The organism is Rhodovarius sp. (genome assembly GCF_040399605.1).
Taxonomy (GTDB): Bacteria; Pseudomonadota; Alphaproteobacteria; order Acetobacterales; family Acetobacteraceae; genus Rhodovarius; species Rhodovarius crocodyli_A.
Window position 1 is genome coordinate 1 of record NZ_JBBARU010000008.1, and the last position, 14,597, is coordinate 14,597.

The window sequence follows — 14,597 nt, forward strand, 5'->3', positions numbered from 1 at the left end:
GGGGTTAGCTCATCTCAATCAGCCAGCCGCATGGGACGACGCCATGCGCAAGAACTCGAAGGCGCGGACCGTGGCTGGGCAGATATTAGCTGTTCCAGTCGTCCGCGCCGCTGGTGCCAGCGATCTCGTGCGTCCATTCCACCTTCTTGTAAACGAAGGACCAGTCTTCCAAGTGGCTGATGCCATCGTTTTCCGTGCGCAGCGCCAGCGGGAAATGCGCTTTGCCATCCACCAGCACGCACTCGCTCCACTTCATGGTGTAGTACTTCTCAACGCCACCGGATTGGGCGGTGCGGAAGAAGGTCAGCTCGATGGTCAGCTGCTCGCCGCTGCAGATCGCCTGCCACAGCAGGGGCGACGACTTGTCCATGTATTTGGTGAAGACGACGGGCTTGTGCTGGCGCACGCCAGCGGCCTGGCCAGTCTGCACGTTGGTGCCGACATTCACATGGGTGGTGAGCTGCTGGACGATGATCTCGTCTTCATGGCTCTTCTGCGACAGCGCGCCGATCGAATCGGCCGTGGACGCACCAGCAGACATGTCGCCCTGCTTGGCACCGGTGATTTTCATGTAAGCGGGAATTGGCATCACGGCCTCCTTGTATCAGCGTGGCGACCTGCTCACGCCTGAGAACGATTGTTGCCAGCCATTAGGCGAAATCGCAAGCTCGTTTCATCGCATCGCGCTGATGCAATTGGAACTTCATAGAAGCGGGTGGTGTTGCTATAGCCCACGCGCCAATTCGCTGATAACCAAAGAAACAGGATGCGCGGGGCTGGCCGCGACCAGCACCGTCTCGCTGCCATTGCGCAGCAAATCCTCCGACAGCGGCAGCACGGCGGCGACGGTGGCGGCGAAGCCGGCCTCGATGCCTTCACGCACTGTGGCGAAGTCGACCGAGGAGAGAACTTTATTCACCAGCAATTCCAGCCTGGGCACCTCCAACCTTCGCGCCACGTCGAGGGTAATGGCGGTGCCCTGATAATCCTGCCGGTCCGGGCGCAGCAGCAGAAAGAGCACATCGGCAATGGCAATGGAGAGCAGGGTTGCCTCATTCAGGCCGGGATGGGTGTCGATCACCAACCAGTCGAGTTCCAGCGCCTCGCCCAAGGCCTGGAAGCCTGCATTCATCCGCTCGATATCATAGCCCTCGCGGACGATGCGGGCGATATCGGCCGCGCGCATGCTGCCGGGCACCAGGAACAGCGCCCCGGGCCCGACCAAGGCGGCCTGGCCTTCAGGCCCGCGTAGCCTGCGGCCGACATCGATTGCCGCCTCCTCGATGCCGCAGCGCGCCCACAGATAGTCGTTGAGCGTCATACCCAGCTGCTCGGGCTCCAGGCCGAAGAGCACATGCACGCCGGGCGAGGCGATATCGGTGTCAATGATGCAGACCCGCGCGCCGCCCATCGCGAGCGATGACGCCAGATTGGCCGTCAGATTCGATTTGCCGGTGCCGCCCCGGTAGGAATGCAGAGCGAGGATACGGGTCATGGCTCAGGCGCCTTCGCGGTTGCGGATGGCGCGTGCGCGCGCCTGCAGGCTGACAAAGAAATCGCTCTCGATGATCTCGGCCACCGCCGCGGCGCGGCCCTTTTGGTCAATCTGCACCTCAAGCCGCGTCATCTGCCGGCGCAGCCCGTCATTTTCGGCGGCCATGCGGCCCTGCGCCTCACGCAGCCGGCGGCCGGCCTCCTCCAATTCTCCCACCATAGCCTTCATGCGCAACTCGCGCGCCTCCAGCTGGACCACCATCAGGCCGAAGCTCTCGGCAAGCTCGGACAGGCTATCGCCGCCCTCGGCCTCGGCAAAGATAAAGAAGCGGTCCACCGCGTCGTAATGGCCTTGCGCTATCTCTGCGCAGATGCCTTTTAGCATCGTGGCAAGGTCGGTTCCGTTCACTGCGAGCGCTCCAATCGATTGCGGGATAGTCTGGCACGAAAGCACGGAGAGTGACGATGGACGAAACCAAGACAGGCCCGCGCGCGGTGTTCTGGTATGCCGCCGATCTTGGCGGCGCCGCGATGCTCGTGCCGATCACAGCGCAAAGTCGCGACCGGGTTCTGGCCGGGATGGGCGCCAAGCTCGATCTGGCGATGCCCAATCTGCTCGGAGAAAAACCGCAGGGTTTTTCTATCCGCCTGACGCCCGGCGGGCTTGGCGATCTCTCGCCCAAGGCGTTGGTGGCGGCGACACCCTTCCTGGCAGCGGCGATGGAATGCCGCGCGCGCGCCGGCGAGGAAAGGTTGCAAGAGGAATTCCCCGCGCTCAGCCAATTCATCGCCGCCTTGGCGCCGCCTCCTGCGAAGCCGGGCGACGCATCGGTGGACCGGCTCTTCGCCATGCTCGACCTGGGCGAGGCCGCGCCGGCTGCGGATGGTTTGGCCGATACGCTGCTGGCGCGGCAGATCGCGTTATTGCTGGATGACCCGGCGCTGCTGCGGCTAGAGGCGGCCTGGCGCGGTCTCGCCCTGCTGCTGGAGGGTCTCGACCCCGGGGTGGAGATCCGGCTGATTTCAGCCGCGCGCAGCGATCTGGCCGGCCAGGTCATGGCGGCGCTGGAGGCGCTGGACGCCGAGGACCCCTTGGCGCCCGACGCCGTCCTGCTGGCCGAAACCTTCGATCCTCGCGGCCCTGACGCCGCCATGCTGGGCCAGCTGGCCATGGCGGCAGAGGCTGCCTCGGTCCCGCTCATCGCCGAGGCCCCGGCCAATATGACCGGCCTGACATTGGAAGCGGTGGCCAAGCGCCATGACCCGACGGCTGCGATGGAGGCCCCGGCCTGGAACGCATGGCGCGGGCTGCGGCAGAAGGAAGCCTCGCGCTGGCTCGGCTTGGCTTGGAACCGGCCGTGGCTGCGCCTGGCGCATGATCTGCGGCAGCAGCTCGACCTTCCAGGGTTCGCCGGGGAGAGGCTGCCGGGCCCGGCAGTTGCGGCCATCGGCGCGCTCATGGGCTCGGCCTCCGTGGCGGGCTGGCCCAGCGCGCTGACCATGCAGCGCGTCGCGGGCGCAACGCTGGCAGAGATCACGCTTGCCGATGGCAGCCGCGCGGCATGGCCGCTCGAGGCCGCGATCAGCGGCGAGACCGCCGCGCTGCTGGCCGGCGCCGGGTTGCTGGCGCTGGCGGCTTCGGCCGATGGGCGGGCCATCACCCTGCCGGTGGCACAAAGCGTGAAGTTACCAGGCCGCATTGGCGGCGAGGGCGAGCCGGCACGCCAGCGCGCCAGTCTGCCCTTCATCCTGGCCAGCAGCCGCATCACCCGCGCCATCACCACCATGCATTCGCAGGTGGCGGCCAGCGCCGATCCGGCCGAGGCCTGCGCGGCCGCGCTGCGCGCCCTGCTCGTCGATACTGGCCCTGGCGCCGAGGTGCAGGTCACCATCCAGCCCGATCCCGAGGAACCCGGTGGTTGCATGCTCGAGGTGCAGTTGCGCTTGGGCGCAGCAGTGGCCGGCGGCATGGAGTTGGCCATGGATATTCCGCTGGGCTGAGCTGCGGGGGCGCTGGGGGCTGCGCCACGGTCCCAGCGCCGAGCGCAGCACGATCGAAGATCGAGGTCGGGTTGGTCGACTTGATCGCCCGGAGGTCAAAGCGCAGCATCGATCGCCACCACCAGCGCGGTCACGTCATCGAAGCCGCCCATTTCGGCGGCGAGTTTGATAAGAGCCTGCGCGGCCTCCACCGGCGTGCTGTCCAGCGCTGCTACCATGGCTGCTGCCGGCACCACGGTGCTGACGCCATCGGTGCAAATCAGCACACGGTCGCCGGCCTGCACAGGCACCACGACGCGGTCAATTGCCAGGGTGGCGCCGGCGCCGACCGCGCGGGTCAAGCCGCTGCGCTGGGCTGCCCGTGCCTCTTCGGCACTGGCAATCAGGCCGCTATCGATCATTTCCTGCGCGAGGCTATGGTCACGCGTGAGCTGGAACAATGTCCCGTTGCGGCGCAGATAAATCCGGCTGTCACCCACCCAAAGGCAGACGGCATGGCTCTCGCCCAACAGGAGTACGCTTATGGTGGAGCCAGGCGAGCGGCCGGTGCCGGCCATTTTGGATAGCCGGTTGGCGGCCTCGCCAATTGCGGCTTGCGCAGCGGCCACCCGCTGGCCCAGCGGCGCGAGGGGGAGCAGCGCAGCATGCAGCTCCTCCACCAGCATGGCGCTGGCCAGCGCGCCATCACGATGCCCGCCCATGCCATCGGCCACCGCCCAAATCCCCGCCTCCGGGGCATTAAGGTGATTGTCCTCGCTGCTTGGCCGACCCGGGCCAGGCTGCCCGGCGGCGCCGGAATGCCAAGCCAAGGCTGCGTTCACGCGGTGGCCCCGAGTAACCCAGCAAAGCCGATCGGCAAGGGCAGTCCAGGGGCAAAGAGACAACCGCCGGGGCGCCACCAAAAGCTGCGCGCGCCCTCCAGCCCGACAGCGAGCGCCGCAGCCAGCGGCGGGCAGCCATCGAAGAGCAGCGACGCCTCTCCCAACAATTCGACATTCGGGCGCGGCATCTGCGCAGCCGCCGCCATCAACTGCGCGAGGGCGGGTTCGAGAGCATCGGGTTCGACCCCGCCGGCGGCGCAATGCCGGGCCAGTTGGGCGGCTTGGTCCAGCAGGCCGCCGGCATCAAGCATGCTTCCCGCTGCTGCAACATGGGGCAGGCGCAGGGCGCAGACGAGTGGAAAGGCGCGGCCCACTGAATCGCAACTTGGCACCACCACGCCGCACCAGGCGAAGGCGCCCGCGCAACCGGGACCGAGGACGAAACGCAGCTCCACACCGGCTGCGGCCTGCCACAACGCATCCAATGGGTATGTCTGGTCAGCCAGCGCGACCGCCATGGCGCGGTGCCAGGGCTCGAGGAAATCGCGCGTCAGGCCGCGCCGGATGAAGTCACCACGGCTGGGCAACTTGCCGTAGAAGCCGGCAGATTCGGGGTCTAGAGTCTTGGGTTGCACCGGAATTCCTGCAGCTCTCGCATGTCCACAGGGTTTACCACGCTGCCCCCGCTGAGCGCATAGCGTGCTGTCATGCCGTTGATGTCGAAGTTGAGGCTGTAAGTTTCGCCGCCGCGCCCCGTGGTGGTGGCGTTTCGGGCGAGCACGCGGAACAGCGCCCACGGCCCGGTAAGTCGCGTGGTCCGCATGGAGCCGCCGATTGCGGTGAGCGTCAGTTGCACCACTGAGGCATCGCCGGAGGCCGGCCAGGTCACCTCCACGGTACGCGGCGGGTCATGGGCGTGGACAATGCGCACAGTGTCGATTTCCAGCACTGCCCTGGTCGCCGCGGAATCGAGGAAACGGGGCGCTAAGGCGAAGCGGAACTGGAAGTTCCCGGCGCCGAAGAAGGCCTGCTGCACCGCCCGCGCACGGCCAAGATTCTCCAGCGCATCGCGCGAGAGGCGCAACGTCACGCCCTCGGCCGAGGTCGGAACATAGCCTGTGCCGCGCCACTGCACGAAGGGTTCCAGATAGCCCCGCACAAAAGAGTTCACCGTGCCGTCGGGGCCGAAGAACCCACGGAAATCCTGCAGTGGAATATCGCGATCAGAACCGCGTTCGACCGGAAAACGGCCAGCGATGGCGCGCTCGCAGACCGGCGCCACCTCTCGCGTCCAGGCCGCATTGGCGTGCTCGAGTGCCTGCCGCATGATCTGGTTCCAGGTCCGGGCCGCGAGGTCCGACATAATGCGCGAGACAGGGCTGGGCAGTGTGGTCGCCAGCGCCTGGAGGTTGGACAGCGCGTCATTGGTCTGCCCCGCAACCTTGCGCACGCCCGCGGCATGCGCTGCCGCGGGCGACGACTGTGCCGTCTCGATGCCATTGGCCATGGCGAATGCTGCGGCAGCGAGATCCTGCACGCGGGTAATCGGTGCCGCGCCATTGCGCGCATCGGTCAGAGCAATAAGATTGGCGAAGGGTGCGCGGATGCGGTCTCCGGGCCAGTTGCGCCGGCCACCCGGACCAGTATCGCCGTTGAGCAGCCGGGTCAGCCGGGCGACGGGGGTTTCAACCCCGGCCCGTGCCGCAGCGTCGCTTGCCGCCGTCAACGCGCCGGCCGCAGGGATGGCGGGAGCAGCCAGGTCGGTGTGCACCCGCAAGAGATCGATCAGCCGTGCCACCGGGCTCTCGGGCGAGGCCAATTGGCCAATGGCTGCTGTGGCGGAGGCGAGATCGGGGAAGTCGCGCATCCCCGTCTGCTCCAGCACGGTCTGCCAAGCCATGGAGTAATCGCGCACATAGCGGGCGGTGACGTCATCAATCAAGCGTTGAAGGGCGCCGGGGTCCTCGGCACCCATGGCCCCCACCACCCAGTCATCGCTTTCGCGCGCGAATGTCAGGCCGGGCAGACGGCCGATGAAGTTGCGAAAAAAGCCCTCGCGGGTGAAGAAGCCCGACACCACCACCGGCAGCCCGGCCTGCGCTCTAAGCAGGATGAGCTGGGCGCCGGCGGTGCCAATGCTGCGCGTCACGTCAATGCGCGGCGTCGCTGGGTCTGCATCGCCCTCCCGAAGCAACTGATCATAGATCCGCTCAGCCTGAGGCCGATCGGAGAGCCGCGACCGGGCGCCAGCCACAACGCGGTTATCGATCGGTGCCGCCATCGGGAAGATCTGCTCCAGTGCCTGCCAATGCGCCAGAAGCGCGGTGCGGGCAGGGGGCGAAGTGGCGAAGCGCTGGTCGATCACGCTGCGCACCCAGGCGCGCACCAGCGTGCGGTCATAACGCTCAGGCGTGCCGAGCATGAGGTAGACCGTGAGGAGCTGGCGCAGGCGCGCCATGTCGCCGCGGTTCTGCGCCTCATTGATGCCGCGCTCGGCCTCGGCGAGCAGAGCGGGCAACAGGCGGATTTCCAGCAGGCGACGATAGGCGTCCGCGGCGTCGTCATTGGTACTTCCAGTACCGGGCAGGCCAAGACGCGCAAGGGCCGCCAGCGCGCCGCCACGACCAGTATATTCAGCCAACTGTGCAGCGCGATCGAGCAGCGGCCATTCATTTTCAAGCTGCGGCCGAGCATCGGCGCGGCGCAGTTCGGAGGCCAGGCTATTGGCCTGCCGATCCACGCCCTCAAGCCGGGCGGTGGAACCCGCGCTGGACAGAACCCAGCCAAGCACCAACGCCGCCAGTCCGCCCAGAGCCACCATATAACCTAGCGAATGGGCAAGCGCGAGCCGAGCCTCCAGCCGGGGATTGCGCCCGGCCAGCGGCGCCTCGCGGAACACCAGCCCGGTCAGCAACTCCTGGATGAAATAGGCCCGTCCTTTGCCCTGCGGCGCGCCCGCGGCCGAGGCCGCAATCGGCGCCGCAACCGGGGCGCCCAGCGTGCGGCTCAAACCACCCATGAGGCGGTCAACGCTGGTGCCCTCCTGCGTCGCCGAGGTTAGAAAGGCACCCCGCGGCAATGGCCTTATATCCAGCCTCCCCACTCGAAAAATTCCCTCCGCCAGCGCGCCAAAGCTGCGCAGCAGCCGGCCGAGTTGGTGCGGAAAGCCGAAGATCACACCGCGCCGCCCCAGGTCGCGCTCCTCATGCAACCGCCAGACCATGCGGGCCAGCGCAACCCGCTCGATCTCTGCGAAGCCCTCGGCCAGCCGCCGCGAAATCTCGGCATCGCTGCTGGCGTTGAGTGGCAGGGTAACGCCCACGATCTGCTCGCGCATCGCGCGGTCCAGATCATCCATCGTCTCGTTGAAACCAGGTATCAAATCGGCCTTGGTAACGATGAGATAGACCGGCAGGCGCAACCCGAAGGCGCGCTGCAATTCCTGCAGACGGCCGCGGATGCTTTCGACCAGATTGTCGCGCCGGTCTTGCCGGTCATCAAGAAGCTGTTCGGCGCCGATCGCCACGAGCACGCCGTTGATCGGCTGGCGCGGGCGATAGCGGCGCAACAGATCTAGAAAGCCGCGCCATGCCGCAGCGTCGGCGGCGCGGTCGCTGTCCTGGCTGGTGAAGCGGCCGGCGGTGTCGAGCAGCACAGCATCCTCGGCAAACCACCAGTCGCAGTTGCGAGTGCCACCGATCCCTTCGATAGCATCTGCGCCCATCTGCTCAGCGACCGGGAATTTTAGTCCGGAATTGCGCAACAGTGTGGTCTTACCGGCGCCGGGTGATCCGATCAGCACATACCAGGGCATGGCGTAAATATCGCCGGTGCCAGTGGCGCGCATGGCCTCCACCGCACGTTCGAATTTTTCTCGCAGAGCGGCATTGTCGTCGGGCAGCCCGTTGCCGGAAAGGGCGACGAGATCCTCGCTGTCTAGCAACCCTTTGAGGATGCGCTGGTTGGCCTGCCGCGCCCGCCAATAGGCAACAAAATTCCAAACCAGCCACAGGATGAAAAGGCCGATAGCGACCCCGATGCGGGCTTCTTCGGGGGCGAAGGGCGCCCAGCCGTCGAATTGCATCCACGGCCCAAAGAACCATACCACCAGCGCTGCGATCGCCAGACCAAGGAGCGCGAACAAGCGACGCGGGGCTAGAAGACTGGCCAGCATCGCTCAGCTTCCCGGCGCGATCAGCCGGATGGTGGTAACCACCTCGTCGATCCGCGTCGTTATAACAGCAAGAAAGATTGTATAGGCCACCAGCCCGGCGGCCAGGGCCGCCAAAGCCACGACCCAGAGCGGGACCCAGCCGCGAATTCGACCGCCGCGGATCTCTGCGCTCCATATTGGCCCCAGCTTCTGCGGCCGTTCGCGCTTGCGGCCCGTGACGGTGCGGCCCAGGCTTTGCCGCAGATCCTCCAGCTGGACCAGACCATTGTCGAGCAGTCGGTAGCGCCCCTGGAAGCCCAACGACAAGCAGTGATCGATCAGCTCGATCAGTTCGAAATGCCGGTCAGGGTCACGGCGAATGTTTTCTAAGATAGAAAACACCTTCTCGCCCCCCCAATTCTCCTGGTGGAGCTGGTTGAGCAGGCTTTTCTGCGCCCAGACGCTTTCCCCGCCCCAGGGGGTGGAGAGCACCGCCTCGTCCAGCGCCGCGCAGAGCACGTAACGGGCCGGGCCAATATCATTGGCCTCGCCGCCCCGCGCCAATGCTGCGCCTTCGAAGGCGCGCAGCCGCGCCAGCAAATCCGACTGCAGCGCTTGCGGGTCGGGGTGCCAGGCAGATTGCCGCAGAAGCGGCAGCATCAGCAGCATCTCGATGGCCACCGCGACCAGGCGATTGTCGAGCGGCAGGGGAGGCAGCGCAGGCAGCTCAAAGCCCGGGCCCGTGAGGCCCCTGGGCTCGGCCACTGCCGAGCGCAGCACGGTGGGCTCTCGATCGATACCAAGCTGCAGCTCGCCTGACGCTCCCCTGCCAGACACCTAGCGCACCCGCCTGATCGCCCAGAGTTCCATCGAAAGCTCCGGCCACTCGCCGCCGACATGCAGCGCGAGGGCGACAGACGATTGCAACCGCCGCCACATCTCGCCGCTGCGCTCGATCTCGAAATAGGCGGTACCGGTTCGATAGGGGATTTCCCGCGGAGCTACCGGCATTGGCAAGATGGCAAGACCGGGCAGTTGCAGGCTGACCAGGTCGCGGACAGCCTCAAGTGGGCCGATTTTGACCTGAGCCGGAAAGCCGCGGCGCAGTTCCTCTGCGTCGCGCGCGGCGGTGACGGCGAGGACCAGCTGGCTGGCTTCGAAAAACAGCGGCCGGTCGCGCAGCTGCGATACCCAGACGCCATGCTCGTGCCGGGCCAGCGGCAGGGCGGTGGCGGCGGCATCGGCCAGCCGGCCCAGTGCCGCGGTGATGGCACCCAGCACCGCCGTGAAGCAGCCCGTCGGTTCCTCATGGCGGAAAGCCGGCAGGGGAGCGGGGCGACGGTTGGCGGTGAAGGTGGAAAGTTCGCCGGCCAGGCGCAAACATTCGCGATAGGCGGTCTCGGGCGCCACGCCGCCGCCTTCGGCCATGGCGTTGAAGATGGGCTGGGCGCGGTTGACCGCCATTAGCATGGCCAGATCGATCATGCCGGCGATATCGGCGCTAGCCTGATTGGGGTCGAGCCGCATAGCGAGAGCATCGCCGCGGCTTCGCAGCAGCGCCTCGATCTCGCGGAAGATGCGGCCGAACCGCGGATTGGCACGACAGTCCAAGCTGGGAGGAAGCCATTCGTCGATCAGGGTAACGCTGGTGGCACCCTCCTCGCGCCGGATGCGGGCGATGGGCAGCGTGGCCATCTCGCTCTCTGGCTCGCCCTCGATCAGCAGACGCAGCTGGGGGACGGCCAGGCTGAGGGTCTCTACCCGCCGGTCGGCCGCAGTCGCATCGCGCACCGGGCGTTCCTCTGCGCGGAAACGACCCAGCCCCTGCGGCGCCCCGGCGGGCTCGGTCAGCGGCCGGTCGCCGCCGCCCAACGGCAGCGCCAGCTTGAGTAGGCGTTCGGAGGTGCCGGGCGGGATTTCGCGCACCAGCGGCCCGCCCAGATCATCGGGCAGGTTCACCACGGTGCCATCAGGCAGCACGGCGTGGCAGGCGACGATGCCGACCCGCCCCAGCGGCAGAAGGCTGCTATCGAAGGCGATGCTCCGCAGGCCCCAGGCGCCCGGCACCAGCCCAGCGACCCGATCTTCCAGCCGCGCAGCCCAACTGCGTTCGAGCTGTTGCAGGTGATGCGGCTGCATCACCATCCCTTCAAGCCAAAGCGGTGCGAGGGCGCCACTCATCAAGTTGTCAACGATCGTGCCATGCGACCCCCATGATCATTCTTGCTCATCAGCGTCGCGTCTGACGAAGGCTGATGGATCGTTGCTCCACCACCAATGTCAGATTATTCACTGCGTTGAGACGAAGCGCTGTCGAAACACGCCAATCCGCACCCTCGATCTCCCGATAGGCGGCGACGGCGCCCAGGAAGCGCGCCCCCTCCGGCACTGTGCGTCGGGCCTGCTCTACGTTGCGGCCGGGCACGAGGATGGTCTCGGTCCGGCCAAGCAAGTCGCCGCCCAGGCGGGTGGTCTCGCGGTCGTAAAGATCAAAAAAATCCGCACCGAGAAATCCCTCGCTGACCTTCAGCTCATACAAACGCAGCACGACCGGCGAGGGCTGGTCCAGCTCGTTCACATTCACACGCGCGCCCACGGTGATCTGCAGTACGAGTTCGGTGGGCGAAGTGCCGAAGATCGAACAGCCGCCCAGTATCAGCGCCGGGGCGGCCAGCAGGGCACGGCGTGCGGAAAAAGGCCTGGGAGAGCTGGCCATCGGCAACGGGTGCTCGCTCACAGACTGCTGACGATGCATGGTGTCAACGATCCCCTGGCCGCGAGGCTTCACGGGCGCGCTGGTCATAGGCGGTGGCGAAGCTGCGAGAGAACGCGTCCTTGAAACGGCTCTCAGCGCCATCCGCGATCTCGCTGTGCAAAGAGGTGTACAACTCCCACAATCTGGCTTTCTTGGAGGTGAAAAGGCCGCCACGGATGGGTGCGAAGCGCCGCTCAATGGATGCGGGGGCGAGCCGCTCGAGCATTGCGCCAAGGGCCGCCTTCATGCCCGCGGCAATCCCAAGCTCATGCGCGCGCAGATCGTCAAAGGCACGACTCACGGCGAGGTCGACGGGGGTGAAGCCGGTCTCGTTATCCATCAGGCGCCGCAGCGCGGCCTCGCCGCTGGGTGAAAATTTGAAGGCGTTGTTGTCAGCGGCGGCGAGTTGGGTCTGTTCCAGGTCAACCTCCGACTTGACGAAGCGCCTTGCGCCGAGCAGCGCCACAAGCCCATCCGCGGCGGTGCGCATGGCACGGCCGAAGGCCTCCAGAGCCGCCGCGCGTTCCTCCGGTGACAAGCTGTCAGGCTCGATGCCCAGGCCACGCCAGAAGGCAATGTCGGAGCTCTCGCCTTGGCCTGACTGGCGGGGCGGGCGGCTGGCGCGGCGGGGCACAGGGATGGCGGCACCAGCGGCCTCGGGCCCGACGTGTGGCAGGTCGGTCAGGTCTGCCAGCAATTCGGGCGGCAATTCGCTGGGCATGGCGACCATTGGCATGGCGGGTTTGGCCGGTGCAGGGTGGGCTGGTGCCGTGTTCGTCGAACGGGGCAGCGGCATGACCATGGCGAGGGCCGGGGCGGGGATGCCTGACGCTGGCGGCGGCGTTGGCGCGGCCGAGGGCAGCGCCTCCGTCACCATGGCGGCAGGTGGTTGGCCGCCGGGCAGATGAACGGGATCGGGCAGCGCCAGCGCAGGCATTGCCACCTCAACCGCCTGGGGCAGCGCCAGTTGCGACACGGCGGGTGGCACTGGGTTTGTGACGGCGGCCATCTGCGGCATGCTGGGCGCAAGGTACGGTGCCGGCGGTGGCGCGGACAAGATGGGCAAGGGCAGCGCCGGCATGGTGGCGGCGGGCAGGCTCACAGGGGTAACAGCCTGGGGAGAGATGCGTTGGAATGGGTCCTGCACGGTCGCTGACGGCGCCGCGCCGAGCGAAGCGAGGAGCGCCGCCAACTCTGCCTCCAAGCCCGCCGGTGAAGCCCCCGCGGCGGCAGATTTTGCAGGTGCGGCGCCGCTGACAGGCGCAGGCGGAGCTTCGGGATGTATCGGCAGTATCGGGAACTGAGGGGCTGGTGGGATGGGAGCGGCCGCCCCGAAATCGATTGGCGCCTCGGCTAACCCGGCGGGGGGCTCGAAAGGGGAAGTCAAGGCCGCGCTTCCGACCGAGGCGATGATGGCATAGTCGCCCACGGCAATACTGTCCCCCTCGGCCAAACGGTGCCGGGCGCCCCGCCCCAGGGCCGAGGCCGCACCATTCACGAAGGTGCCGTTACTACTGGTGTCCTCCATCCAGAAGGCGTCGTGCAGCCAGATGATGCGGGCGTGGAACTGTGAAAGATACCTGTTCGGATCTGGAAGAGCCCAATCAGCCTCCGGCGACCGCCCGATTGTCCCGCCTTCGCGGCCGAAAACGTGAATAGCAGAGGACCCAAGCAGCCCGGCACGAAGGCCACTGACCGAGAGGGTTAGGCGCATTCTTCGACATCCCATGCCATTGAGGCACCGGAGCGGCGACCGGCTCGCGACGCACAAGTACCTTCAAAGCCAAGACTAGCGGAACCCATGCGCGTTGCCTAGAGTTACCGGACAATGCCCGTCCGTGCAAAACCATGAATTCGCGTGACAAACTTGCGTCAGCGCCAAGCGCCTCTCGGATCGATGAGATTCTCAACTCTTTTTTCGGCGGCGAGCAAAGGCTGCAGCCCACTGTAATAGCGCTGGACCGGCTGGTGCGATGCGACCCGGCCTCGGCGGTTGGGCTATTGGAGGCACTGGAGGAGCGCCGGCGCAGCGGCAGGCTCACCCCCGAGGTCGAGCGAGAATTGGCCGCCCCCGCGAGGGCTGCTTCATCGCATGGGGCGGCGGCGGCCGTAACCCATGTCCTGGACGATGCAACACAGCCCTATCACAGCGCTCCCGCCATCCCCGCCCCGGTGCCCGCGGCCCCGCGCAGCTTCGCCCTGCCCCTGCCCGCCCCGCCGATCCTGGGACCGACCGATTCCGCGCCCCCGACAAGCGACGCAGCCACAATTTCTGATGCCGCCAACCTCGGCGCGCTGATCGACCGCTTCCGCACCATCCAGTCCGGCCGGCAGGCCGGCCCGCCCAAGGGCGATGGCGCGCTGGACACCGCACTCGCCAATTGGCGTGGCCTGCGCGATAGGGCGCGTGCCGGCCGAGCACCGGGCACCCCCAACAAGCCGAGCCGCTTCTCCCCAGGCGCAGTTCAGGCCAGCCGCCCGGGGCAAATTTTAAAGGACCGCTTCGTGCTCGACAGGCTGCTCGGCAAGGGCGGCATGGGCGAGGTCTGGCGCGCAGTGGACCGCCGCAGATTGGAAGCCGGCCAGGCCGAGCCCTATGTTGCGCTCAAGCTGCTGCCGGCAACGCTGCGCTATAACACGCAGGCTCTGCGGGCGCTGGAGGGCGAAGCGAGACGAGCACAAAGCCTTTCGCATCCAAACATCGTGAACATCTATGATTTCGACCGCGATGGTGATGCGGTGTTCGTCGCCATGGAATGCCTTGATGGCCAGACGCTCACGGCCGAAATCGCCGCGCTGGGCGCCCGCAGCGCCGAAGAGCCAGCAGTGCGCGGGCTGATCGGCGCGATGTGCGCTGCGCTGGCGCATGCCCACACGCGTGGGATCGTCCATTATGACTTCAAGCCAGGCAATGTGTTTGTCAGCAGCGATGGCGAGGTAAAGGTGCTTGATTTCGGCATTGCCCGGGCGCTGCGCGATGCGCCAGGGGAAGCCGCAGCAGAGTTGAACCTGACCCCGGCATATGCTAGCGTCGAAATGCTGCAGGGCCAACCTCCCGACCCGCGCGATGATGTCTTCGGCCTGGCCTGCACAGTTTACGCCGTGCTGACCTCCCACCACCCCTATGACCGCCGACCGGCCACCGAGGCGCTAGCGGCGGGACTTCGGCCGCCACGGCCAGAGGGACTGGCGCGCGGGCCCTGGGCTGCACTGGAACGCGGCCTGGAGCTGCGGCGCGCCACGCGCCTGGAAACGCCCCTCGCCCTGGCCGAGGCCTTTGCCGCCGGCCGTCCAAGGCTGGGCATCTTCGGGAATTGGTAATTTATTTGACACAACAAATTACTGCGCTTTTCTCGCCAATAAGGACTTGCCC

At 66.8% G+C, this 14,597-nt stretch carries 12 protein-coding genes and 1 pseudogene; 2 read left to right on the top strand and 11 right to left on the bottom strand.

Annotation, left to right across the window (positions count from 1 at the left end; all coding sequences use genetic code 11):
- Window positions 1-85: 85 nt before the first annotated feature.
- The 3 genes from ABWP84_RS04155 to ABWP84_RS04165 all read right to left on the bottom strand — a co-directional run bounded on the left by ABWP84_RS04155 (window position 86) and on the right by ABWP84_RS04165 (window position 1,831).
- Window positions 86-589: an Hcp family type VI secretion system effector gene (locus ABWP84_RS04155; RefSeq protein ID WP_353210736.1), complete on the bottom strand. Its 504-nt coding sequence runs from the start codon at window positions 587-589 to the stop codon at window positions 86-88.
- A gap of 135 nt (window positions 590-724) precedes the next feature.
- Window positions 725-1,495, bottom strand: coding sequence for a MinD/ParA family protein (locus ABWP84_RS04160; RefSeq protein ID WP_353210737.1), 771 nt, complete (start codon window positions 1,493-1,495; stop codon window positions 725-727).
- A 3-nt stretch (window positions 1,496-1,498) separates the two neighbouring features.
- Window positions 1,499-1,831, bottom strand: coding sequence for a hypothetical protein (locus tag ABWP84_RS04165; RefSeq protein ID WP_353210738.1), 333 nt, complete (start codon window positions 1,829-1,831; stop codon window positions 1,499-1,501).
- A 128-nt stretch (window positions 1,832-1,959) separates the two neighbouring features.
- Here ABWP84_RS04165 and ABWP84_RS04170 point away from each other — a divergent pair, with 128 nt between their 5' ends.
- Window positions 1,960-3,495, top strand: coding sequence for a type VI secretion system contractile sheath domain-containing protein (locus tag ABWP84_RS04170; RefSeq protein WP_353210739.1), 1,536 nt, complete (start codon window positions 1,960-1,962; stop codon window positions 3,493-3,495).
- A gap of 95 nt (window positions 3,496-3,590) precedes the next feature.
- On the opposite strand, the gene ABWP84_RS04175 is transcribed toward ABWP84_RS04170, so the two are convergent.
- The 8 genes and pseudogenes from ABWP84_RS04175 to ABWP84_RS04210 all read right to left on the bottom strand — a co-directional run.
- Window positions 3,591-4,316: a PP2C family serine/threonine-protein phosphatase gene (locus ABWP84_RS04175; protein ID WP_353210740.1), complete on the bottom strand. Its 726-nt coding sequence runs from the start codon at window positions 4,314-4,316 to the stop codon at window positions 3,591-3,593.
- Entirely contained in the window at window positions 4,313-4,951 is a 639-nt protein-coding gene (tagF, locus tag ABWP84_RS04180; RefSeq protein WP_353210741.1) for a type VI secretion system-associated protein TagF, read from the bottom strand. Before tagF ends, ABWP84_RS04175 begins: the two co-directional genes overlap by 4 nt.
- A complete protein-coding gene (gene tssM / locus ABWP84_RS04185; RefSeq protein ID WP_353210742.1) occupies window positions 4,933-8,460 on the bottom strand; it encodes a type VI secretion system membrane subunit TssM in 3,528 nt (1,175 codons plus the stop codon). Before tssM ends, tagF begins: the two co-directional genes overlap by 19 nt.
- Window positions 8,461-8,493: 33 nt before the next feature.
- Window positions 8,494-9,249, bottom strand: a complete 756-nt coding sequence (gene icmH, locus ABWP84_RS04190; RefSeq protein ID WP_353210743.1) for a type IVB secretion system protein IcmH/DotU — start codon at window positions 9,247-9,249, stop codon at window positions 8,494-8,496.
- 57 nt (window positions 9,250-9,306) lie between these two features.
- Window positions 9,307-10,650, bottom strand: a complete 1,344-nt coding sequence (gene tssK, locus ABWP84_RS04195; protein ID WP_353210744.1) for a type VI secretion system baseplate subunit TssK — start codon at window positions 10,648-10,650, stop codon at window positions 9,307-9,309.
- Window positions 10,651-10,699: 49 nt separating this feature from the next.
- Entirely contained in the window at window positions 10,700-11,224 is a 525-nt protein-coding gene (gene tssJ, locus ABWP84_RS04200; protein ID WP_353210745.1) for a type VI secretion system lipoprotein TssJ, read from the bottom strand.
- A gap of 4 nt (window positions 11,225-11,228) precedes the next feature.
- Window positions 11,229-12,233 carry a type VI secretion system-associated FHA domain protein TagH gene (gene tagH, locus ABWP84_RS04205; RefSeq protein ID WP_353210819.1) on the bottom strand — a complete coding sequence of 335 codons (1,005 nt, stop codon included), beginning with the start codon at window positions 12,231-12,233 and terminating at the stop codon, window positions 11,229-11,231.
- 426 nt (window positions 12,234-12,659) lie between these two features.
- Window positions 12,660-12,953, bottom strand: a pseudogene (locus ABWP84_RS04210) (FHA domain-containing protein); the annotation flags it as partial.
- A 119-nt stretch (window positions 12,954-13,072) separates the two neighbouring features.
- Here ABWP84_RS04210 and ABWP84_RS04215 point away from each other — a divergent pair.
- Window positions 13,073-14,545 (top strand): serine/threonine-protein kinase, encoded by a 1,473-nt coding sequence (locus ABWP84_RS04215; RefSeq protein WP_353210746.1) that lies wholly within the window; start codon window positions 13,073-13,075, stop codon window positions 14,543-14,545.
- Window positions 14,546-14,597 lie beyond the last annotated feature (52 nt).